This is a genomic window from Bradyrhizobium sp. McL0616, from assembly GCF_049993385.1.
GTDB lineage: Bacteria > Pseudomonadota > Alphaproteobacteria > Rhizobiales > Xanthobacteraceae > Bradyrhizobium.
The window spans coordinates 1,242,120-1,262,942 of the sequence record NZ_CP188255.1 but is presented as its reverse complement, the minus strand read 5'-3'; the positions used below and the strand labels follow the sequence as shown (position 1 = coordinate 1,262,942).

17 protein-coding genes and 1 pseudogene are annotated in these 20,823 nt (G+C 64.2%); 8 read left to right on the top strand and 10 right to left on the bottom strand.

The window, feature by feature from the left end; all coding sequences use genetic code 11:
• Positions 1–165: 165 nt before the first annotated feature.
• The 5 genes from ACPPVR_RS06095 to ACPPVR_RS06075 all read left to right on the top strand — a co-directional run bounded on the left by ACPPVR_RS06095 (position 166) and on the right by ACPPVR_RS06075 (position 7,350).
• On the top strand, positions 166–1,215 hold the full coding sequence (locus tag ACPPVR_RS06095) for an ABC transporter substrate-binding protein (RefSeq protein WP_426613345.1): 1,050 nt from the start codon (positions 166–168) through the stop codon (positions 1,213–1,215).
• A gap of 90 nt (positions 1,216–1,305) precedes the next feature.
• Positions 1,306–3,114 carry a glucan ABC transporter ATP-binding protein/ permease gene (locus ACPPVR_RS06090; RefSeq protein WP_426613344.1) on the top strand — a complete coding sequence of 603 codons (1,809 nt, stop codon included), beginning with the start codon at positions 1,306–1,308 and terminating at the stop codon, positions 3,112–3,114.
• A gap of 189 nt (positions 3,115–3,303) precedes the next feature.
• Positions 3,304–4,743 carry a D-alanyl-D-alanine carboxypeptidase family protein gene (locus ACPPVR_RS06085; protein ID WP_426613343.1) on the top strand — a complete coding sequence of 480 codons (1,440 nt, stop codon included), beginning with the start codon at positions 3,304–3,306 and terminating at the stop codon, positions 4,741–4,743.
• 194 nt (positions 4,744–4,937) lie between these two features.
• Positions 4,938–6,623: a long-chain fatty acid--CoA ligase gene (locus ACPPVR_RS06080; protein WP_426613342.1), complete on the top strand. Its 1,686-nt coding sequence runs from the start codon at positions 4,938–4,940 to the stop codon at positions 6,621–6,623.
• A gap of 241 nt (positions 6,624–6,864) precedes the next feature.
• Positions 6,865–7,350 carry a peroxiredoxin gene (locus ACPPVR_RS06075; protein WP_426613341.1) on the top strand — a complete coding sequence of 162 codons (486 nt, stop codon included), beginning with the start codon at positions 6,865–6,867 and terminating at the stop codon, positions 7,348–7,350.
• A gap of 134 nt (positions 7,351–7,484) precedes the next feature.
• Here ACPPVR_RS06075 and rnhA read toward each other — a convergent pair whose 3' ends face one another.
• Genes rnhA through ispH form a run of 3 tightly spaced genes read right to left on the bottom strand, consistent with a single transcriptional unit; the run spans position 7,485 to position 9,892 of the window.
• Positions 7,485–7,937 carry a ribonuclease HI gene (gene rnhA, locus ACPPVR_RS06070; protein ID WP_426613340.1) on the bottom strand — a complete coding sequence of 151 codons (453 nt, stop codon included), beginning with the start codon at positions 7,935–7,937 and terminating at the stop codon, positions 7,485–7,487.
• On the bottom strand, positions 7,934–8,917 hold the full coding sequence (locus ACPPVR_RS06065) for a homoserine kinase (protein WP_426613339.1): 984 nt from the start codon (positions 8,915–8,917) through the stop codon (positions 7,934–7,936). Before ACPPVR_RS06065 ends, rnhA begins: the two co-directional genes overlap by 4 nt.
• Positions 8,918–8,923: 6 nt before the next feature.
• Entirely contained in the window at positions 8,924–9,892 is a 969-nt protein-coding gene (ispH, locus tag ACPPVR_RS06060) for a 4-hydroxy-3-methylbut-2-enyl diphosphate reductase (RefSeq protein WP_426613338.1), read from the bottom strand.
• A 243-nt stretch (positions 9,893–10,135) separates the two neighbouring features.
• Between ispH and ACPPVR_RS06055 the strand changes: the two genes are divergently transcribed.
• Positions 10,136–10,828: a DUF1013 domain-containing protein gene (locus ACPPVR_RS06055; protein WP_426613337.1), complete on the top strand. Its 693-nt coding sequence runs from the start codon at positions 10,136–10,138 to the stop codon at positions 10,826–10,828.
• A 134-nt stretch (positions 10,829–10,962) separates the two neighbouring features.
• Here ACPPVR_RS06055 and ACPPVR_RS06050 read toward each other — a convergent pair whose 3' ends face one another.
• From ACPPVR_RS06050 to ACPPVR_RS06035, 4 genes and pseudogenes are all read right to left on the bottom strand, one after another.
• A complete protein-coding gene (locus ACPPVR_RS06050; RefSeq protein WP_426613336.1) occupies positions 10,963–11,232 on the bottom strand; it encodes a hypothetical protein in 270 nt (89 codons plus the stop codon).
• Between the two features lie 68 nt (positions 11,233–11,300).
• Positions 11,301–13,223 carry a propionyl-CoA synthetase gene (locus tag ACPPVR_RS06045; RefSeq protein WP_426613335.1) on the bottom strand — a complete coding sequence of 641 codons (1,923 nt, stop codon included), beginning with the start codon at positions 13,221–13,223 and terminating at the stop codon, positions 11,301–11,303.
• A gap of 190 nt (positions 13,224–13,413) precedes the next feature.
• Positions 13,414–14,789: pseudogene (locus ACPPVR_RS06040) on the bottom strand (tetratricopeptide repeat protein).
• Positions 14,790–14,984: 195 nt separating this feature from the next.
• Positions 14,985–15,749, bottom strand: coding sequence for a tetratricopeptide repeat protein (locus ACPPVR_RS06035; RefSeq protein WP_426613334.1), 765 nt, complete (start codon positions 15,747–15,749; stop codon positions 14,985–14,987).
• Positions 15,750–15,853: 104 nt separating this feature from the next.
• On the opposite strand from ACPPVR_RS06035, the gene ACPPVR_RS06030 reads away from it, so the two are divergent.
• On the top strand, positions 15,854–17,398 hold the full coding sequence (locus ACPPVR_RS06030) for a cation:proton antiporter (RefSeq protein WP_426613333.1): 1,545 nt from the start codon (positions 15,854–15,856) through the stop codon (positions 17,396–17,398).
• Positions 17,399–17,568: 170 nt separating this feature from the next.
• Here ACPPVR_RS06030 and ACPPVR_RS06025 read toward each other — a convergent pair whose 3' ends face one another.
• Both ACPPVR_RS06025 and ACPPVR_RS06020 read right to left on the bottom strand, forming a co-directional pair.
• The gene (locus ACPPVR_RS06025; RefSeq protein WP_426613332.1) at positions 17,569–18,375 is read right to left on the bottom strand and encodes an SDR family NAD(P)-dependent oxidoreductase; all 807 of its coding nucleotides are present in this window, start codon (positions 18,373–18,375) and stop codon (positions 17,569–17,571) included.
• Positions 18,376–18,464: 89 nt separating this feature from the next.
• Positions 18,465–18,944, bottom strand: a complete 480-nt coding sequence (locus ACPPVR_RS06020) for a hypothetical protein (protein ID WP_426613331.1) — start codon at positions 18,942–18,944, stop codon at positions 18,465–18,467.
• Positions 18,945–19,140: 196 nt separating this feature from the next.
• On the opposite strand from ACPPVR_RS06020, the gene ACPPVR_RS06015 reads away from it, so the two are divergent.
• Positions 19,141–19,443 (top strand): hypothetical protein, encoded by a 303-nt coding sequence (locus tag ACPPVR_RS06015; RefSeq protein WP_426616040.1) that lies wholly within the window; start codon positions 19,141–19,143, stop codon positions 19,441–19,443.
• Between the two features lie 141 nt (positions 19,444–19,584).
• Here ACPPVR_RS06015 and ACPPVR_RS06010 read toward each other — a convergent pair whose 3' ends face one another.
• A complete protein-coding gene (locus ACPPVR_RS06010) occupies positions 19,585–20,802 on the bottom strand; it encodes a hypothetical protein (RefSeq protein WP_426613330.1) in 1,218 nt (405 codons plus the stop codon).
• Between the last annotated feature and the right edge of the window lie 21 nt (positions 20,803–20,823).

The following is a 20,823-nucleotide window of genomic DNA, read 5'->3' as shown; positions in this document are numbered from 1 at the left end:
CCGCAGCCCATGTTCGGTTCCCCAACCCCAACAGAAGCTGAACGGGGTTGCGTAATCATGACGCAGCCGCCGCTCATCCGCCGTTCATGTTGATGCGGACACGATGATCACCGGCCGGGGCTGCGAGCGTCACGAAACCATAACAATGCGGAACCGGCGCGACCGATGTTGGGATTGAAGACGATCGCCTCTCGCTGCCTGCTGGCGCTCTCGATCGCGCTGGCCGCACTGGCCGCGCGCGACGTCAATGCGGCCGAAACTGCCGCGGCGTCAGTGGCGATCCATTTCACCTTCGATCGTCCGCTCGATGCGAGCATGGCGCCGTTCTTCATCGCAGCAAAAGATGGCAAGTTCGCCGCCGAGCGTCTCAACGTGTCCTTCAACAGCGCGGCCGGATCGCCCGAAGCGCTCGCACGCGTCGCCAAAGGCGACAGCGAGCTCGCGCTCGTCGACATCAACGAGCTCATTCGCTTTCGCGACAAGGCCGATGCGCCGCCGGTCAAGGCAATGTTCGTGCTGTTCAACCGCGCGCCCTACGCGATCGTCGCGCGCAAGAGCCGCGGCATTCATTTGCTCTCCGATCTCGACGGCAAGACCGTCGGCGTCGCCGACAGCGATCTGTCGATCCGGCTGTGGCCGGCACTCGCGCGCCAGAACGGCATCGACACCTCGCATGTGAAGTTCTTCAAGATGAGCGCGGCAGTGCGCGAGCCGGTCCTCTCGGCAGGACAGGTCGATGCGGTGGCGGGCTTCTCCTATCTCTCGGCCGTGAACCTACGCGATCGCGGCGTGCCGGCCGATGATCTCGCCGTGCTCCGCTATGCCGACTATGGCTGCGAAGCCTACGGCTTCGCCGTGGTGGCCAATCCCGCCTTTGCCGCTGCGAAGCCGGACGCGGTGAAAGGCTTTGTGCGTGCACTGATCGCCGGCATCAACGCAACCGTCAGAGAGCCGGCACGCGCGGCGGACGAGGCCGCAAGCCGGATCGACGATGGCGACCGCGACCTGGAGCTCTCACGCCTGCGCACCGTGCTCGCCGACAACATCCTGACCGACGAGGTCAGGCGCAACGGCCTCGGCGGCGTCGACCCGGCGCGGCTGGAGCGCTCGATCGACCAGATCGCAGAGGATTTCAAATTCGACAAGCGGCCTGCGGCCGGCGATATCTTCGACGACCGGTTCCTGCCGCCGGTCAGAGGGCGGCTGATCAATTGAGCAAAACTGACAGCTTCCCCTGTATCTCGCGGACGATCCCTGATTAGAATAAGGGCTCACTTCGTTCTATCCGCTCGAGTTCGCGCCCGCATGTCCATTTTCAGCCTCTACACCCGCGTCCTCGAGCTGCTCGGCAAGGAGGCGCGGCTGGGCTGGCTGCTGGCATTCGCCAATCTGCTGCTGGCCGCCTCGCAATTTGCCGAACCGGTATTGTTCGGCCGGATCGTCGATGTGCTCTCCGGCAAGACGGTGTCCGGATCGAGCTCGGCCTGGCCGTTCCTGATGGCCTGGGTGGCATTCGGGCTGTTCACCATCGCCTGTAGCGCGCTTGTGGCGCTGCAAGCCGACCGGCTCTCCCACCGCCAGCGCCAGGCGGTGCTGACCAACTATTTCGAGCACATTTTGCAACTTCCGCTGACCTTCCATTCCGGCACCCATTCGGGTCGGCTGATGAAGGTCATGCTCAACGGCACCGACGCGCTGTGGCGGCTGTGGCTCGGTTTCTTCCGTGAGCACTTTGCCGCGATTCTTTCGGTCGTGGTGCTGCTGCCGCTGTCGCTGTATCTGAACTGGCGGATGGCGATCCTGCTGTTCGTGCTCTGCGTCGTCTTTACCGCGCTGACAACCTTCGTGGTGCGCAGGACTTTCGGCATGCAGATGGAGGTGGAGGAGCACTATAGCGAGCTCTCCGCGCGCGCCTCCGACGCACTCGGCAATGTCGCGCTGGTGCAGAGTTTTGTGCGCGTCGAATCCGAGGTGAAGGGCTTGCGCTCCGTCGCCGACCAGCTGCTCGCGGCGCAGATGCCGGTCTTGTCGTGGTGGGCGCTCGTCACCGTCATCACGCGCGCCTCGACCACCATCACGGTGCTCGCGATCTTCGCGCTCGGTATTTCGCTGCACGACCAGGGGCTGACTTCGGTCGGCGAGATCGTGATGTTCGTGAGCTTCGCGACACTGCTGATCCAGAAGCTCGAACAGGTCGTGAGCTTCATCAACAACGTGTTCATGGAAGCGCCGCGCCTGCGCGAATTCTTCAACGTGCTTGATGCGGTGCCCGCGGTGCACGACCGGCCGGACGCGATCGACGCCGGCCGGCTCTCCGGCCTCGTCGAGTTCAACGACGTCACCTTTTCCTATGACGGCAAGCGGCCGGCGGTCGAGGACCTCTCCTTTACCGCGCTGCCCGGCCAGACCATCGCGCTGGTCGGCGCGACCGGCGCCGGCAAGTCGACTGCGATCGCGCTGCTGCATCGCGCCTTCGATCCGCAATCCGGCTTCATCAGGATCGACGGCATGGACGTGCGCGGCGTCACGCTGACATCGCTGCGGCGGAACATCGGCGTGGTGTTCCAGGAGGCGCTGCTGTTCAACCGCTCGATCGCGGAGAATTTGCGCGTCGGCAAGCCGGATGCGACCGAGGCCGAGATGCGCAAGGCGGCCGAGCGCGCCCAGGCGCTCGAATTCATCGACCGCAGCGGCGGCTTCGAGACCAATGCCGGCGAGCGCGGCCGTATGCTCTCCGGCGGCGAGCGGCAGCGGCTGTCGATTGCCCGTGCGCTGCTCAAGGACCCGCCGCTCCTGATCCTGGACGAGGCGACCAGCGCGCTCGACGCCGTCACCGAAGCCAAGGTGAACGCCGCTCTCGATGAAGTGATGAAGGGCCGCACCACCTTTGTGATCGCCCACCGCCTCTCCACCATCCGGAACGCCACGCGGATTCTGGTGTTCGAGAATGGGCGGGTGATCGAAAGCGGAACTTTCGATGAACTCGTGGCCAAAGGCGGCTATTTCGCCGAGCTCGCCAAGGCCCAGTTCATGGTGCAGGAACAATCTCAAGCGAATGCACGGGCCAGCGTGACGCCGGCTGAGGCTATCGCGACCGCGGCCAAATCCCCATAGCAGGTCGCCGTAGCACCGCCGAAATTCGGCCTATTTCATCGCGGAATACCAGGCAGAGACCCCTATTCTCGACGCAACAGCCGGTATAGGTTTGCGCTGCCGCAAGCGGCGGCGCTGGATTTCAGAACCGAACAGAGATCACGAGAGCCGTCCGGAACCGGCGGGTCTCCAACGACTGGAAATCGGATAGTGCACGCCTTTCGCCCGCTGCTTCGCAATTCGCTGTTCAACCTGTTCGCTGCGACCCTGGCGGTCGCTGCGCTGCTCGCACCGCGCACGGCAAATGCCGAAGCGCTGCTCCTGATCGAGGCCGACAGCGGCAAGGTGTTGCAGGCGGATAACGCGACCATTCCCTGGTATCCGGCCTCCGTCACCAAGATCATGACCGCCTATGTGACGCTGAAGGCGGTGAAGGACGGCAAGATCACGCTCGACACGCTGGTCACGGTGTCGCCGACGGCGGCCTCGCAATCGCCCTCGAAGATGGGGTTCCGTCCGGGAACGCAGCTCACCGTCGACAACGCGCTCAAGATGATGCTGGTCAAGTCGGCGAACGACATGGCCGTGGTGCTCGCCGAAGGCGTCGGCGGTTCGATCGACGGCTTCTCCGTGATGATGAACGACACCGCGAAGAAGCTCGGCATGACGCAGACGAGCTACGTCAATCCCAACGGCCTGCCCGCCGACGGCCAGATCACCTCCGCGCGCGACCTCGGCATTCTCGCACGCTCGTTCCTGCGCGACCTGCCGGAATACGAATATTTCGTGCACATCCCGGCGATCCGCCTGGGCAAGCGCGTCACGGGGAATTTCAACAAGCTGATCGGCCGCTATCCCGGCGCCGACGGTTTCAAGACCGGCTTCATCTGCGCCTCCGGCTATAACCTCGTGGCATCCGCCACACGCAATGGCCGCCGGCTGATCGCGGTGGTGCTCGGCGCCAATTCCGGCACCGCGCGCGCAGTGAAGGCGGCGCAGCTTCTGGAGCGCGGCTTCAGCCAGGACAATCTGTCGTGGCTGCGCCCCTCGCTTGGCACCGTCGAGAACCTCGTGCCGGTCGACGCCTCGCCGCCGAATTTGCGCGAGGAGATGTGCGGCGGTCACCGCAAGCGGCCGGCCAGCGACGACGACGATGCGCTGATCGCGACCAATGGCGGCGCGACCGGATCGGCCTCGGCCACTGGCGGCGAAGCCCAGGTGACCTTCTTCACCGCGGGGCTGCAACCGCCCCTGATGAAAGCCTCCGAGCTGATGGCCTCGGCCCCGGCGGCCGCAGAGCCCGTGATTGTCTATACCGGTCCGACCCGCACCGGTGCCGCCCTGGTCGCGGCAGTCGCCGCCGACGCCGACCAGCAGGCCACGCCGAAGGCGCGTGGCAAGAAGTCGCGCGTCGCCAAGAAGCCCGACGCCGGCAGCGATGGCAAGACGGCAGCGGCGAAGCCGGATACCGCCAAGCCTGATGCGAAGGGCGATACCAAGAGCGCGGCAAAGCCGGCAGGGACAAAGCACGCCGCAGCCAAGCCCGATGCGGCGGCGAAGCCGGCGGCGAGCGGCGATCAGGCGGCCAAGCCCGCCAAGCCCAAGGCGGCCACGAAGCCTGCGCCTAAACCCGCGCCCAACAACAGTTAGGTTAACGGCGCGAGCCTATTCCGTTGCGCCCGCGCTTCGCACCTGCGGCAGCGATTTGCGAGGATTCCAGTAGCCCCTCTCCGGCCTTTGCCTTAAGCCACGACCGCTTGCCAGCAGTTCCGGCAGGCTCGATACTGCCGGCAATGAGGCAAGCCCGAGATACAACGGGCTCAGGTAGATGAGGGGAGTTTTCCATGGAGCGCATCTGGCTCAAGCAATATCCGCCCGGCGTGCCAGCTGATATCGAGCCGACCCAATACGCATCGCTGGTCGATCTCCTTGAGGAGAGCTTTGCCAAGTTCGCCGACCGCAAGGCGTTCATCTGCATGGACAAGTCGATCAGCTACCGCGACCTCGACCAGATGTCGCTGGCGCTCGGCGCTTACCTGCAGGGACGCGGCCTCCAGCGCGGCGCGCGCGTCGCGATCATGATGCCGAACGTGCTGCAATATCCGGTCGCGACCGCCGCAGTGCTGCGCGCCGGTTTCGCGGTGGTCAACGTCAACCCGCTCTATACGCCGCGCGAGCTCGAGCACCAGCTCAAGGATTCCGGCGCCGAAGCGGTCATCGTGCTGGAGAACTTTGCCCACACCGTCGAGCAGGTGATCGCCAAGACGGCTGTGAAGCATGTCATCGTCGCCAGCATGGGCGATTTGCTCGGCCTCAAGGGCGTGATCGTCAATCTCGTCGTCCGCCGCGTGAAGAAGATGGTGCCGTCTTATTCGCTGCCGGGTGCAGTGTCGTTCAACGACGCGCTCTCGGCCGGCCGCGGCCTGCCCTTCAACAAGCCAAAGCTCTCGCCCGGCGACGTCGCCTTCCTGCAATATACCGGCGGCACCACCGGCGTTTCCAAGGGCGCCACGCTGCTCCATCGCAACATCGTCGCCAACGTCTTGCAAAACGACGCTTGGCTCCAGCCGGCGATCGCAGCACCGCCGCATGTCGAACAGCTCATGATCGTCTGCGCGCTGCCGCTCTATCACATCTTCGCGCTGACGGCCTGCTACCTGCTGGCGGTGCGCGCCGGCGGCTGCAATCTGTTGATCCCGAACCCGCGCGACATCGCGGGCTTCATCAAGGAGCTGGCGAAGTACCAGGTCAACAGCTTCCCGGCCGTCAACACGCTCTACAACGGGCTCATGCATCATCCCGACTTCAAGAAGCTCGACTTCTCAAAGCTGAAGATCTCCAACGGCGGCGGCATGGCGGTGCAACGCCCGGTGGCCGAACAGTGGAAGGCGCTCACGGGATGCTCGATCGCGGAGGGCTATGGCCTGTCGGAGACGGCGCCAACGCTGACCTGCAACACCGCGACCAATTCAGAGTTCAACGGCACCATCGGCGTCCCCGTGCCGTCGACCTGGATCTCGATCCGTGACGATGACGGCAACGAGGTCCCGCTCGGCCAGCCCGGCGAGATCTGCGCCAAGGGCCCGCAGGTGATGGCGGGCTATTGGAACAGGCCCGACGAGACCGCCAAGGTGATGACCGCTGACGGCTATTTCCGCACCGGCGACATCGGCGTGATGGACGAGACGGGCTACACCAAGATCGTCGACCGCAAGAAGGACATGATCCTGGTCTCCGGCTTCAACGTCTATCCGAACGAGATCGAGGAAGTGATCGCGAGCCATCCGGGCGTGCTGGAATGCGCCGTGATCGGCATCCCCGATTCCAAATCGGGCGAGGCAGTGAAGGCTTTTGTGGTGAAGAAGGATCCCAACCTCACCGCCGAGGACGTGATCAAATTCTGTCACGGGCAGCTCACCGGCTACAAGGTGCCCAAGCACATCGAATTCCGCGCCGATTTGCCGAAGACCAATGTCGGCAAGATCTTGCGCCGGGAGCTTCGCGACGAGAAGAAGGCGCAGGCGGCGTAAGCTAGCCCTCTCCGCCGTCATTGCGAGGAGCTCTTCGCGACGAAGCAATCCGGAGTGTCTCCGCGGCGACATTTCTGGATTGCTTCGCGGAGCCTGTAATCGGGCCGCGCTTCGCGCGGACCCGTTGGTTCGCAATGACGAGAAAATCGGCAAACCGATCCCATCACAGCGCGGTGAAGCCGTTTCCCTCAGCCGGTAAAATGCTCTAGAACTTGCCCACCCCTTTTCAGGAGAAACGACGATGGCGATCCAGATTGGCGACAAGCTGCCCGAGGCGAAATTCCGCGTGATGACGGCGGAAGGCCCGCAGGTGAAGACCACCGACGATATCTTCAAGGGCAAGAAGGTGGCGCTATTCGCAGTGCCCGGCGCCTACACCGGCACCTGCCACAAGATGCATCTGCCGAGCATCTTCCTCAACGCCTACGCCATCAAGGACAAGGGCGTCGACAGCATCGCCATCGTCTCCGTCAACGATGCCTTCGTCATGAACGCCTGGAAGCGCGACACCGACCAGCGCGACGAAGCCACCTTCCTCGCCGACGGCAATGCCGATTTTACCAAGGCGATCGGCATGGAGCTGGACGCCTCCGCCAACGGACTCGGCATCCGCTCCAAGCGCTACTCGATGCTGATCGAGGACGGGGTGGTCAAGAAGCTGAACCTCGAGGCGATGCCCGGCAAGGTCGAGGTGTCCGGCGGCGATACGCTGCTCGGGCAGCTGTAAGCTTCGCAAAACTGCAACCACGACGTCATGCCCGGGCTTGTCCCGGGCATCCACGTTCTTGGTAGCTCGTGGATGGCCGGGTCAAGCCCGGCCATGACGAGCGGAGGGACTGTGCGCCCTCGCTACTCCGTCACCTACGCCTTCAACCGGCCCATCGCGACCCCGTCGCGTGCCAATTGATCGGCGCGTTCGTTCTCGGGGTGGCCGGCGTGACCCTTGACCCAGTGCCAGCGCACGTCATGCGCCTTCAGCGCGGCATCGAGCCGCTGCCATAGCTCGACATTCTTGACCGGCTTCTTGTCGGCGGTGCGCCAGCCGTTGCGCTTCCAGCCGTGAATCCAGCCGGTGATGCCCTGCCGCACATATTGGCTGTCGGTGTAGAGATCGACCGTGCACGGCTTCTTCAGCGCTTCCAGCGCCGAGATCGCCGCCATCAGCTCCATCTGGTTGTTGGTGGTGTGGCGCTCGCCGCCGTGCAGCTCTTTTTCCTTGTCGCCGAACTTCAGGATCGCGCCCCAGCCGCCAGGCCCGGGATTTCCCGAGCAGGCGCCGTCGGTATAGATCGTGACAGTGGGAAGCTCGCTCACGCGACCAGTCCTGACGGCATCAGCCCGTAATCGCGCGCGCTGGCAACGCTCTGGTGGAAGCGCAGCTTGCGGACATATTCCAGCGGGTCCTTGGGTCTCACCAGCGCGCCTGGAGGCACGTTGAGCCAGTCGACCAGCCGCGTCAGCAGGAAGCGGATCGCGGCACCGCGCGCCAGCAGCGGCAGCGCAGCCTCTTCGGCGTCGCTGAGCTTGCGCACACGGCCATAGGCGTTGAGGAAGGCGCGCGCCTTGGTGACGTTGAACGCGTGATCCGGCTCGAAACACCAGGCGTTGAGACAGATCGCGACGTCATAGGCCAGCATATCGTTGCAGGCGAAGGTGAAGTCGATGATCCCCGACAGCTTGTCACCGAGGAAGAAGACGTTGTCGTTGAAGAGATCGGCGTGGATCACGCCCTCGGGCAAAGTGCTCGGCCAGACACCGCTCTCGAGATGGTCGAGCTCGGCGGCGAGAAATGCGCGCAGGCCCGGTTGCACCTCGTCCGCGCGCGCTGAGGCCGCATCGAACAGCGGCCGCCAGCCCGAGACCGAAAGCGCGTTGGCGCGCCGAACCGCGAAATTGGCGCCGGCCAGATGCATCTTCGCCAGCGCATCGCCGACGCCGGCGCAATGGGCGGCGCTCGGCTTGCGCGGCCAGACGCCTTCGAGAAAGGTGATGATCGCCGCCGGCCGTCCCGACAGCTCGCGCAGCGCCTCGCCGTCTTTCGCTTTGACCGGCAGCGGGCAGTTGATGCCGTGCTCCGCCAGATGCGTCATCAGCGCGAGGAAATACGGCAGATCGTTTTTCGCCACGCGCTTCTCGTAGAGCGTGAGGATGAACGAGCCTTGAGTGGTGTGCAGCAGGAAGTTTGAATTTTCGACGCCCTCGGCGATGCCCTTGTAGGAGAGCAATTCGCCGAGATCGTATCGATTGAGGAAATCCGCAAGCTCGTCGGCGGCAACGTCGGTGTAGACCGCCATAAAAGTCTACTCGGCGGCGGCTTCGGGGCGTACCTGGCGCGGCAGCGGGAAGAATTCGTTCTCTTCCGCGGCCGAGACCGTCTCCACATGCAGTGTGAAGCGCTCGGCGAAGGCGTCCATGATCTCCTCGACGATCACCTCCGGCGCCGAGGCGCCCGCGGTGATGCCAAGGCTGGTGATGTTCTCGAACCGCTTCCAGTCGATCTCGGCGGCGCGCTGCGCCAGCACCGCAACCTTGCAGCCCTCGCGCTCGGCGACTTCGCGCAGGCGCTGCGAGTTTGACGAGTTCGGCGCACCAACGACGATCAGGGCGTCGACCACCGGCGCCACCTTCTTCACCGCGAGCTGGCGGTTGGTGGTGGCGTAGCAGATGTCTTCCTTGTGCGGCCCGTTGATGTTCGGGAAGCGCTCCTTGAGCAGCGCCACGATCTCCGCGGTGTCGTCGATCGACAGCGTGGTCTGGGTCACGAAGGCGAGGTTGTTCGGATCCTTCGGGGCGATGGTCTTGGCATCATCGGCGGTCTCGATCAGCGTCACGGCGCCGACCGGAAGCTGGCCAAGCGTGCCGACCACCTCGGGGTGATGGGAATGGCCAATCAGGAAGATCTCGCGGCCGCGCTTGAAATGGATCGCGGCCTCGCGGTGCACCTTGGTCACCAGCGGGCAGGTTGCGTCCAGCGAGAACAAATTGCGAAACTGAGCGTCGGCCGGAACCGATTTCGGCACGCCATGGGCCGAGAACACCACCGGCGCGGTGGTGTTTACCGGGATCTCGGCGAGCTCCTCGACGAAGATTGCACCCTTCTTTTTCAACCCATCGACGACGTATTTGTTGTGCACAATCTCATGGCGAACATAGACCGGGGCGCCATATTTATCGAGCGCCCGTTCCACGGTATCGATCGCCCGGACCACCCCGGCGCAGAAGCCGCGAGGAGAACAAAGCACGATCTTGAGGTCTGGTTTGGCTGACATTGAGCAATCTCGGGACCGAATCACCTCGCCAAATGGGCGGGAAGCGGTCGATGGATGGAATAGGGATTGGGTACGGGCTTACAGGGAATTGGGCCCCCTTTCGGGCGCTGTCAAGGCACTATCTATAGCAGAACCATTGCGTGGCTACCCCCTCCGGGCTTATATAGCGCGAATTCCCAGTCATCGCTGATGACCACCGGCTTCGCCTCCAAAGGGGTGGGCGAAGCACAAAGGAGATTTGCCATGAGCAACGCACCTCTGATGCCCAAGGCGACTGCCGTCTGGCTGCTCGACAACACGGCGCTGACCTTCGACCAGGTCGCCGATTTCACCAAGATGCACCCCCTGGAGATCCGGGCGATCGCGGATGGCGACGCCGCCCAGGGCATCAAGGGCATGGACCCCATTTCCAACGGCCAGTTGACCCGCGAGGAGATCGAGAAGGGCGAGAAGAACCCGGACGCCCGGCTCCGCCTCCAGGAGAGCAAGGTGGTGCTGCCGCCCCAGCCCAAGCGCAAGGGTCCGCGCTACACCCCGGTGTCGCGCCGCCACGAGCGCCCGAGCGCCATCCTCTGGCTGCTGCGCAACCATGCCGAGCTGAAGGATGCCCAGATCATGCGCTTGGTCGGCACCACCAAGAGCACGATCGCGAGCGTGCGTGACCGCACCCATTGGAACACTTCGTCGCTGACGCCGATCGACCCGGTGACGCTCGGTCTGTGCTCGCAGATCGAGCTCGATTTCGAGGTGGCGCGCGCGGCCAAGGAAAAGCCGATCGATACAGCCTATGGCGGCGCGACGCTGCTGCCGGCCTCCGAGACCACCAAGAAGGACGAGTTCGAGCCGTCGGAGAAATCCAGCGACGACCTCAACGTCGACGCCGTGTTCGCCAAGCTGAAGACACTCGGCGGCAAGAAGCAGGAGGAAGAGGAGTAGTCCTCGGTCTTCGCGATCGATTGCAATTTGAACGCGGCGGGGTGACCTGCCGCGTTTTTGTTTTGGGTGTCCACTTGGTCGAGAGGCGGCATCCCCTCCCGGCGTCGTCCTGGTGAAAGCCAGGAGGTCACGCCTTACGGCCGATCCGGATGGTTCAGCATGTACTCGCCGAGATCGCGCTGACGGCGATCGGAGTGGGCGACCGCGGCGTTGCGCTGGACATCACGGTCCTTGCGGCAGGCCACGTATTCGGGCGAGCCGGACGCATAGCCGCGGCCCTGGCACACCGCATCGTCGTCGTCGCCGCCCATCGCCGTCGGCGTCTGGTAGCGCGCGGCGCAGGCGGAGAGAGCGATGGCGAGGAGTAGCGCTGTAAGCAAGCGCGGCGCGGTCGAGATCGGCATACGAGGTCCCTTATTGGCGGCACTTGTAGCGTGGAATGAGGAAAATGTAAGTCCGCAACACCCGCGCCTCACACCCGCCCCTTCAGCGCCTCCCCGATCTCATCCAGCACCTTCGGATCCTCGATCGTCGCCGGCATGGTCCAGGCCTCGCCGTCGGCGATCTTCTTGATGGTGCCGCGCAGTATCTTTCCGGAGCGCGTCTTGGGCAGGCGCCCGACCGTGATGGCGAGCTTGAAGGCGGCGACGGGGCCGAGCCGGTCGCGGACCAGTGCGACGATCTCCTTCTCGATTTCGGCCGGCGCGCGCTTCACGCCAGACTTGAGCACCAGGAAGCCGCAGGGCACCTCGCCCTTGATCGCGTCCTTGACGCCGAGCACGGCACATTCGGCGACGTCGGGATGCGAGGCCAGAATCTCTTCCATGCCGCCGGTGGAGAGACGATGGCCGGCGACATTGATGATGTCGTCGGTGCGGCCCATGACGAAGACGTAGCCATCCTCGTCCTTGTAGCCGGCATCCGACGTCTTGTAGTAGCCGGGGAATTCGGTGAGGTAGGCCTCCTTGAAGCGCACATCCTGATTCCACAGCGTCGGCAGGCAGCCCGGCGGCATCGGCAGCTTGATGACGATCGAGCCCATAGTGTTGGGGGCGACGGGCTTGGCCGCTTCATCCACCACGTCGACCTGGTAGCCCGGCATCGGCACCGTCGGCGAGCCATGCTTCACCGGCAATTGGCCGAGGCCCACCGGATTGCCCGCGATGCACCAGCCGGTCTCGGTCTGCCACCAATGGTCGATCACCGGCACCTTCAACTGCTGCTCCGCCCATTCCACCGTCGGCGGATCGGCGCGCTCGCCGGCGAGGAACAGCGTGCGGAATTTGGAGAGATCGTATTGCCGGATGAACTTGCCTTCCGGATCTTCTTTCCGGATCGCGCGGAATGCGGTCGGCGCGGTGAAAAAGGCGACCGCCTTGTGCTCGCTGATCACGCGCCAGAACGCGCCGGCATCGGGCGTGCCGATCGGCTTGCCCTCATACATGATCGAGGTCGCGCCATGCAGTAGCGGGCCGTAGATGATGTAGCTGTGGCCGACCACCCAACCGATGTCGGAGCCGCACCACCAGACCTCGCCCGGCTTGACGCCATAGAGGTTGAACATCGACCACTTCACCGCGACGAGATGGCCGCCATTGTCGCGCACGACGCCCTTGGGGATGCCGGTCGTGCCCGACGTGTAGAGGATGTAGAGCGGATCGGTCGCAGCGACCGGCACGCATGCGGCCTGCTTGGCGTCATTCATCGCCTTGCGGCGCAGGCTCGCCCAATCGTAATCGCGCTTTGGCGTGAGATCACAGATGTGCTGCGGACGCTGCAGCACGATGCAGGCCCTCGGCTTGCTGCCCGCAAGCCTGATGGCTTCGTCGAGCAGCGGCTTGTAGTGCACCATGCGGCCGGGCTCGATGCCGCAGCTTGCGGAGAGAATGAGCTTTGGCTGCGCATCGTCGATGCGGGTGGCGAGTTCCTTGGCGGCAAAGCCGCCGAACACGACGGAATGCACCGCGCCGATGCGCGCGCAGGCGAGCATCGCGACCACGGCTTCCGCCACCATCGGCATATAGAGGATGACGCGGTCGCCCTTGACGACGCCGAAATCCTGCATGATGGCTGCGAGCGCCTGCACCTCGGCCAACAGCTCGGCATAAGTGAATTTGGTGACCGAATTGGTCAGCGGCGAATCATGGATTAGCGCGATCTGGTCGGCGCGGCCGCGTTCGACATGGCGGTCGAGCGCGTTATAGCAGGTGTTGACGACGCCGCCGCTGAACCAGCGGCCGTAGACGCCCTGCGCGGGATCGAAGATCGTCTTCGGCGGCTCGATCCAGTCGATCTCCTGCGCCGCTTCGGCCCAAAAGCCCGCGGGATCGGCCAGCGAACGCGCATGGACCTCGTGATAACGGCTGTTTCCGTCGACGTTTCCTCGGACACTCATTCCCGCGCTCCCGTTCCCTTTATTCGCCTGGCCTTGACCTGACGGCAGGACTTTCGTCCCGCCATGACCAAGATCAACTGCCGGCGTTGTTTGAGGGGTATTTTCCCGGGAACGGGCCGCGGTTCAAGCTGAAAAGAACCCATCTTCTCCCTCTCCCCGTTCTTGCGCGGAGAGGTGAAGAGCACACCCGTCAGCTATCCATCGCGTTCAGCCGCTGCAACCGATCCTGCATGACCTTTTTCAGGTCGTAGCCGGGGCGGCGGAAGCTGGCATCGCGGGTGACGAGGAAATCGCGCTGGGACTTGCGCAGGTCACTCGCGATGCGTCCGCTCGCGGATTTCAGCACGCGCTCATAGGTCTCCGCGATCTGGCGGTCGAGTACGCCAAGCTGCGGATCGGCGCAAATCACCTTCTCGACCTCGCGCTTCGCACTCGCGCAATCGAACGACGGGCCGTTGCCCGAATTCGCGGCCAGCGGACGCGGCGGCTCGGCACCGAACTTTGCGATCTCCGCCATCATGGTGCGGCGTCCGCCAGCGGCGTTCTCGTTGCCTGGATCGAGCCTGAGCGCAGTCTCGTAATCGGCCAGCGCCTTCTTGCGCTCGCCCATCTTCTTGTAGAGCACGGCGCGGTTGTTGTAGGTCAGCGCGAAATTCGGATCGAGTTTCAGCGCGTCATCGTAGTCGCTGAGCGCTGCACCAAACTCGCCCTTGAACTGGTAGGCATCGCCGCGGTTGGTGAAAAAATTCGGCCGCGGCGCCAGCCGCAGCGCCTAGTCGTAATCGACGATCGCCTTGTCGTGCTCGCCCATCGCGGCCAGCGACAGGCCGCGATTGTCGTAATATTCCGGCACTTTTGGATCGAGCCTGATTGCCTCACTGTCGTCGGCGACGGACTTGTCGAGCTGGCCAAGCTTCATGTAGGCCGCGCCGCGATTGGTGTAGCTGCGCGCCCGGTTCGGATCGAGCCGCAAGGCCTCGCTGAGATCGCTGACCGCCTTCTCGTTGTCGCCGTTGAGATAATTGGTCGCGCCGCGGTCGGACCAGGCCTGCGCATAATCCGGCTTCAGCTTGATCGCCTGATTGTAATCGGCGATCGCACGGTCGAGCCGGCGCTGATTGGTGTAGGCGACGCCGCGCAGCTCATAGGCTTCCGCATCCTGCGGATCGAGCTCGATCGCCTTGCTCAGGTCAGCTGTCGCCCGATTGAGATCGCCGCCAGCCTCGCGCAGCAGGTCGCCGCGCAGACGCCAGGGGCGCGCGCATTCTTGCTGTCGAGCGCAATGGCGCGGTCGATATCGCGCAGCGCCGCCGTGAGGCCGCCCGAGGTCCTGGCATTGGCGTCAGCGCGAACCAGCAGCGCCGCAACACGGTCGGACGTCGAATTTGTGGTTTGGTCGATGATGGCGCTGCATGCCGGGATCAGTTCGGCAGGCGCAGCCTTGCTGCCGGCCACGCAATCGACGGCGGCCGAGGCTGAGCCAGCGAGAACGAGGCTCAGTGCAGCACCCAAGAGCAAGGCGCGCAGCGAGATTTTGGATATTTGCGCGGAAGAACGCGTGCGCATGCCGAAGCACTCCGTGACATCAGGTGTTCAACATTGTCGCGGCTGGCGAGGTACGGGTTCAAATCGGGCCTGTCCACACTCCACACCGTCATGGCCGGGCTTGACCCGGCCATCCACGTCTTTCTTGGCTTGATGACGAAGAACGTGGATGCCCGGCACAAGGCCGGGCATGACGACCTCTCAAGAAGAGCGCCGCTAATACCCGTCCACCCCGTTCAGCCGCTGCAATCTGTCCTGCATCGCCTTCTTCAGATCGTACCCAGGCCGGCCGAACCCGGCATTCCGGCGTGCGGTGAATTCATCCTGCTCGCGCTGGAGTGCCTTGGCTTCGCCGGCGTTGCGCGCCTCGCGGATCACGCGGGCGTTGGCGGCATAGACCTCGCGGTCGAGATCGGCGATCTCCCGATTGGCGCAGATCGCCTTCTCCAGCGGGCTGCGCGCGCTGCCGCAATTGAAGCTGGGCTTGCCGGCAACCGCCATCTGCGCACCGATCCGCTCGAGCTCGCGCGCCATTGCCTTGTGATTGGCCTTGGCCTTCTCGTGGTTCGGGTCAATCTTCAGCGCTGCGCCAAAATCCTGCACGGCCCTGGGCTTGTCGCCCTTCTTCAGCCAGAGCTCGCCGCGCGCGTTGAAGAGGTCGGCGAGCGTGGGATCGAGCAAAAGAGCGCGGCTGTCGTCGGCAATGGCGCGGTCGATCTGGTCATGCCGCGCAAACAGTGCGCCGCGCGTGATCAGCGCCTTGATCAGGTGGGATTTTGCAGTCTTCTCGTTGTCGATGACAGCGGCGCAGGCCGAGGCCGCCTTGTCCATATCGTCGGCCGCTGCAGCCGTGAGGCATGACGCGACGTCGACCTGCGGGACCGCGGCCGGCTCGCCCCCGGTCGCGGCGTGGGCTGCAACGAGTGACAGCGCCAACAGCAGCACAGCACCGGAAAATTGAATCCGCGCAAAAAAACGCATGCGCGTCGCAGTCGGGAGCTCTTGCTTTGTAACCACACTATCCATCATACGGCCGGATTGATGCTAGCCTATGGCGTCGCTCAAATCGGTTTCGGGGCTCTCAATTGTCGACATTCGAATGGACCATCGCGCTCCTCCTCGGCGCCGTTGCATTATCGGCGCTGGCCCGGCGGATCAAGGTCCCCTACCCGACCTTTCTCGCCATCGGCGGCGCGCTGATCGCCTTTGTGCCGAACAGCCCGTCCTGGACGCTGGAGCCGGACCTGGCGCTGGCGCTTTTTGTCGCACCGGTGCTGCTGGATGCCGCCTTCGACACCTCGCTGCGCGATCTCCGCAACAACTGGGTTCCGGTCTCGACCCTGGTCGTGGCCGCGGTCGGCCTGACCACCGTCGGCGTCGCCTTCGTCGCACACCGGTTGTTTCCAGACATGCCCTGGGCTGCCGCGGTTGCGCTTGGCGCAATCGTAGCGCCGCCGGACGCCGCGGCCGCTGTCGCGATCCTGAGCCAGGTGAAGCTGCCCTACCGCATGATGAAGGTGCTGGAGGGCGAAAGCCTGCTCAACGATGCCACCTCGCTGCTGATCTATCGTATCGCCGTCGGTGCGGTCGCAATGCAGCATCTGAAATGGAGCGAGGTGGCGCCGACGATCGCGCTCGGGCTGGTCGGCAGTGTCCTCGCGGGTCTTCTCGCAGGCCGCATCATCCCGCTGTTCCTGGAACGCGTGAGGGAGGTGCCGAGCGCGATCATCGTCCAATTCGCCACCACGTTCATGGTCTGGATCGCCGCCGAGCATCTCGGCCTCTCCGGCATCCTCACCATCGTCGTCTACGCCATCACGATGGCGCAAACGGCGCCGGCGCGGATGCCGGCGCGGCTCCGGGTGCCGTCCTATGCGGTGTGGGAGACGATGGTATTCGTGCTGAACGTGCTCGCCTTCATGCTGATCGGCATGCAGATGCGGCCGATCTGGACGCGCCTCGACCAGCAGGTGCGCTGGGAATATTGCGTGGCGGCCGCTTGGATCCTGCTCACGGTGATTCTGGTGCGGCTGGCCTGGATCACGTTTTACCGCACCACGCTGCGCGTGCTGATCGGGCACGGCGTCTATCATCCCAAGGATCCAAAGCAGGTGGCTTCGCCCAAGGGCGGCCTCATCATCTCCTGGTGCGGCATGCGCGGCCTCGTCACGCTCGCCACCGCCTTTGCGTTGCCGGAGAATTTTCCCTATCGCGATTTCATCGTCTTCGTCGCCTTTGCGGTGGTGCTGGGCTCGCTGGTGATCCAGGGCCTGACGCTGCGGCCGCTGATCCTGGCCTTCGGCCTCAAGGACGACGATCCCGTCGGCATCGAGGTCGCGCGCGCACGCGCGGTGGCCTATCGCGCGGCGCTCGATGCGATCGATGACGATCCGTCGGAGGAGGCGGAAATCCTGCGACTCGAATATCGCGCCATCCTGATGCAGGCCGACGATGATCCGAACGGCGGCATCGCCAATGGCGAACTCCCCGCCGATCCCCTGCGCCGCCGCGCCATCGAGGCCGCACGAAAATCGATCTTCAGCCTGCGCGCCACCGAGGTGATCGGCGACGACGCGTTTCATCGGTTGGAGGAAGAGCTCGATCGCGCGGAGTTGAGCGCGGGGGGATGAGTTGGGTGCGCCCACACTCTCCACTGTCGTCCTGGCGAAGCCAGGACCCATTACCCCGAATGCCGATTGTTCAAACTGGCTGCAGCCACAGCGTTCGTCAAACTAGCTGCTGGGGTAATGGGTCCTGGATCTGCGCTCCGCTTCGCTGCGCTTGTCCAGGACGACGTAGGCTACGCCCCCGCCTTGCACGTGATCCCGCCATCCACCACCAGTTCGATCCCCGTCACATATTTCGACTCGTCCGACGCCAGGAACAACGCGGCGTTGGCGACGTCGAAGGCGTCGCCCATGTGGCCCATCGGCACCTGGGCGTCGCGGGCGCGCCACATTGCCTCCACATCGCCCTTGGCGTAGCTCGCGGCGAGACCTGCGGAATGTTCGACCATCGGCGTCTTCATCAGGCCCGGCAGGATCGCGTTGACCCGCACATGATGGCGCGCGAATTCGATCGCGGTGGTGCGCGTCATCTGGTTCATCGCCGCCTTCGAGGTGCCGTAGGTGACGTAGGAAATCCCCATGTGGCGGATCGAGGCGATCGAGGAGATGTTGATGATCGAGCCGCCGCCCTGCGTCACCATGACAGGGATGACGTGCTTCATGGCGAAATAGGCGCTCTTGAGGTTGACGCTGAAGACGCGGTCCCAGCTCTCCTCAGTGACCTCGACCACGCTGCCCATCTCGGCGATACCGACATTGTTGTCGAGCACGTCGATGCGGCCATAGGCCTTGAGGCATGCCGCAACCATCGCCTCGACCTCGGCTGCCCGCGACACGTCAGCGGTGAACGCCGTCGCCTTGCCGCCTTCGCCCGTGATGATCTTGGCGGTCTCTTCCGCGGCCGCGCCGTTGCGGTCGACGCAAAACACCTGCGCGCCCTCGCGCGCAAAGGTCACCGCGGTCGCCTTGCCGTTGCCCCAGCCCGGCCCGATCGAGCCGGCGCCCACCACCATCGCAACCTTGCCCTTGAGCCGGTCCATCGCGCGTTCTCCCTTGTTATTTTCTTTGTAGCCCGGACGGAGTGAAGTGTAATCCGGGCTACGCGCGCCTTGCTCTCACTGGCAAGTTCTTACTGAAACGTCATGTCCAGGCACTTGGAGATGTCGGAGCCGAGGCCGGAGGAGATGGTGATGCAGCCACGGATCTTCTGCGCGCTCATGTCGGCAGCCCAGACCGAGTAGCCGCCGGGGCCGAAGAACGAGTTGGTGTTCGGCGGCTCGGTCTCGGTCGCGTCGAAATCATAATGCCCGTCGGTCTCGAAGATGCGCGGCTTCTTGGCGCAGCCGCCGTCGGTCTGGACGTTGATGACTTCCTTGTTGTCGCGGGTCAGCGCCAGCGAGACCTGGCAGCGGAAATATTCCGAGGTCTTGGTGTTGAAGAGATAGGTGTAGGACTTGCAGGTCGCGGTGTTGAGCTTGCCGGGAGCAAGGCCGCGGCTGCACGAAATCCGCTGGTTGTGGCTGAGCTGGAATTCGTCGGCCCGGGCGGCCGGCGCCAGCGCCGTCAGCGACAGTGCAGCAGCCCAGCAAAATTTAATGACGTGGCGCATTCGAATCATCCCCCACCAATATCTTTGTCGAGTTGCGTTCTAGACTGAAAGCGGAACATAGTCGCGAGGGGACGAAGTGAAAATCACAAACTGCTGGGCAAGACGTGATGCGCTGCGGCGCAGTTGAGAATTGACCCGGAGACACCGTTCGTGATTTGTTCAGTCAGGGTACCCCAATGATGGGGAGGATGGGATGATGGCTTTTTCAACGAAGACCCTTGCGCTTGTAACCATGCTGGGCGCGTTCGCCGCCCCCGCATTCGCGCAAACTGCGGCGACGCCGTGGGAGCTCAAGCCCGACACGGGCTATGCCTATGACAAGGAAGGCAAGACCTTCTCCTACAAGATGGGCACCAGCAATGCCGGCGAGCTCTTGAAGGGCGCCAAGAAGGTGCCCAAGGGCACGCTGTTCTTCATCGGCCAGAACGGCCAGCTCTATATGCGCAGCGGCACGTATCTGGAAGGCGACGGCAAGTTCAAGTTCGGGTCCAATCAGTAGGGGACGGCAAGGCCGTCCGCCAAACAGTCGGTGTCATCGTCCGCGAAGGCGGACGATCCAGTATTCCAGAGGCGGTCGTTGTTGAGCCGAGAGGCTGCGGCGTACTGGATGCCCCGCCTTCGCGGGGCAGGACAGCTAGCTTTAAAACGCCGCCGCCAGCTCCCTTGCCCCGGCATTGTTGCTGTTCGAATCCATCCGCGCATCGGTCACCGCGAGCAGCTTCGCCACCGTGTTGTGGCGGATCGCGACCGGATTGCGCTCGTAGCCGCCGCGCTGGAAGAAGTTCGCGGTCGGCACCTGCTCGCGCATCGCCTGGGGCATCGTCACCATGTCGAGGCCGGTGCCGTCGCCGGTGAGGTTCATCATCTCGAGCTCGGCGGCGCTGAGCGGACGGGTGTAACCCTTGGCGCGCGCGAACAGCACCGAGGTCAGCAGCTTGTGGGTTTGCAGCATCGGCCCGATATCGATGTCGAGCACCATCGCATGCATGGCCCAGCCCTGTGCGGTGTCGCCGATCTTCTCGTGCTCCGACCAGGTGTCGGGCACCGACTTCGCCTGCGCCACCATGCGCTTCAGCACAGACAGCTTGTAGTCCAGCGATTTTCGCGCCGGGCCCGAGGTCTGCGCCACCTTCTCGCTCAGCGCACGAATGAATTCGTGGCCCTGCTCGGCCAGCAGCTCGACGCTATTGGTGGTCAAGAGCTGATTGTAGCCCATCGCGGTCGAGATCGCGCGCTTGCCGCCATGCTCGATGCCCGCCTGCACGTCGTAATTGCCGGTGCCCCCGGTCTCGAACGAATAGACCCGCACGGCCTGCTCGCGTGTGAGTCCTGACGCCAGCGCATAGCGCGCATAGACGCGCTTGAACTCCACCTCGGACGCCGGCCGCTGCGGCGTGAATTGATAGAGATCCTGCGCCGCGCGCACGAGATCCGCGGCTACCGGAAGCGGCTTGCGGGCGGGACGCTCCGGCGTTTCCTCCGGCTCCGGATTCACCGGCCGCTTCGGCCCGTTATAGAGCGGCGCCTGCTCCAGCACGTAATCGTCGAGCGTGATCTGCTGTCCGCTGCGTCGCTTGGCGTTGCGGCCGCGCCGCTTCTCGGAGATCTGGGTCCAATAGGCGCCGGCCTCGGCATCGAAGGCGCCGCGGACGGCCTGATATTCTTGCAGCTTGCGGCGATATTCGAGCACGGCCGGGGACGCGCCACCTTGCGCAAAAAACTGCGACAACAGCTGGGCTTTGGCATTGCTGACAGCCGGCGGCAGCGCCTCGGCGTCGCCGCCTCGCGCGACGGGCGCGAGCAGTACGAGCGCAAATGGAACCAGCGTCAGGGCGCGTCGAATCGGGGACGGGTGCATTCCGCCCTCTTAGCAAGCTTC

Bases quoted from the DNA above. Each gene is read 5' to 3' on its own strand.
- ACPPVR_RS06095 (WP_426613345.1), top strand. From the start codon at position 166: ATGTTGGGATTGAAGACGATCGCCTCTCGCTGCCTGCTGGCGCTCTCG.
- ACPPVR_RS06090 (WP_426613344.1), top strand. From the start codon at position 1,306: ATGTCCATTTTCAGCCTCTACACCCGCGTCCTCGAGCTGCTCGGCAAG.
- ACPPVR_RS06080 (WP_426613342.1), top strand. From the start codon at position 4,938: ATGGAGCGCATCTGGCTCAAGCAATATCCGCCCGGCGTGCCAGCTGAT.
- ACPPVR_RS06075 (WP_426613341.1), top strand. From the start codon at position 6,865: ATGGCGATCCAGATTGGCGACAAGCTGCCCGAGGCGAAATTCCGCGTG.
- ACPPVR_RS06065 (WP_426613339.1), bottom strand. From the start codon at position 8,917: ATGGCGGTCTACACCGACGTTGCCGCCGACGAGCTTGCGGATTTCCTC.
- ispH (WP_426613338.1), bottom strand. From the start codon at position 9,892: ATGTCAGCCAAACCAGACCTCAAGATCGTGCTTTGTTCTCCTCGCGGC.
- ACPPVR_RS06055 (WP_426613337.1), top strand. From the start codon at position 10,136: ATGAGCAACGCACCTCTGATGCCCAAGGCGACTGCCGTCTGGCTGCTC.
- ACPPVR_RS06050 (WP_426613336.1), bottom strand. From the start codon at position 11,232: ATGCCGATCTCGACCGCGCCGCGCTTGCTTACAGCGCTACTCCTCGCC.
- ACPPVR_RS06045 (WP_426613335.1), bottom strand. From the start codon at position 13,223: ATGAGTGTCCGAGGAAACGTCGACGGAAACAGCCGTTATCACGAGGTC.
- ACPPVR_RS06035 (WP_426613334.1), bottom strand. From the start codon at position 15,749: ATGCGTTTTTTTGCGCGGATTCAATTTTCCGGTGCTGTGCTGCTGTTG.
- ACPPVR_RS06025 (WP_426613332.1), bottom strand. From the start codon at position 18,375: ATGGACCGGCTCAAGGGCAAGGTTGCGATGGTGGTGGGCGCCGGCTCG.
- ACPPVR_RS06020 (WP_426613331.1), bottom strand. From the start codon at position 18,944: ATGCGCCACGTCATTAAATTTTGCTGGGCTGCTGCACTGTCGCTGACG.
- ACPPVR_RS06015 (WP_426616040.1), top strand. From the start codon at position 19,141: ATGGCTTTTTCAACGAAGACCCTTGCGCTTGTAACCATGCTGGGCGCG.
- ACPPVR_RS06010 (WP_426613330.1), bottom strand. From the start codon at position 20,802: ATGCACCCGTCCCCGATTCGACGCGCCCTGACGCTGGTTCCATTTGCG.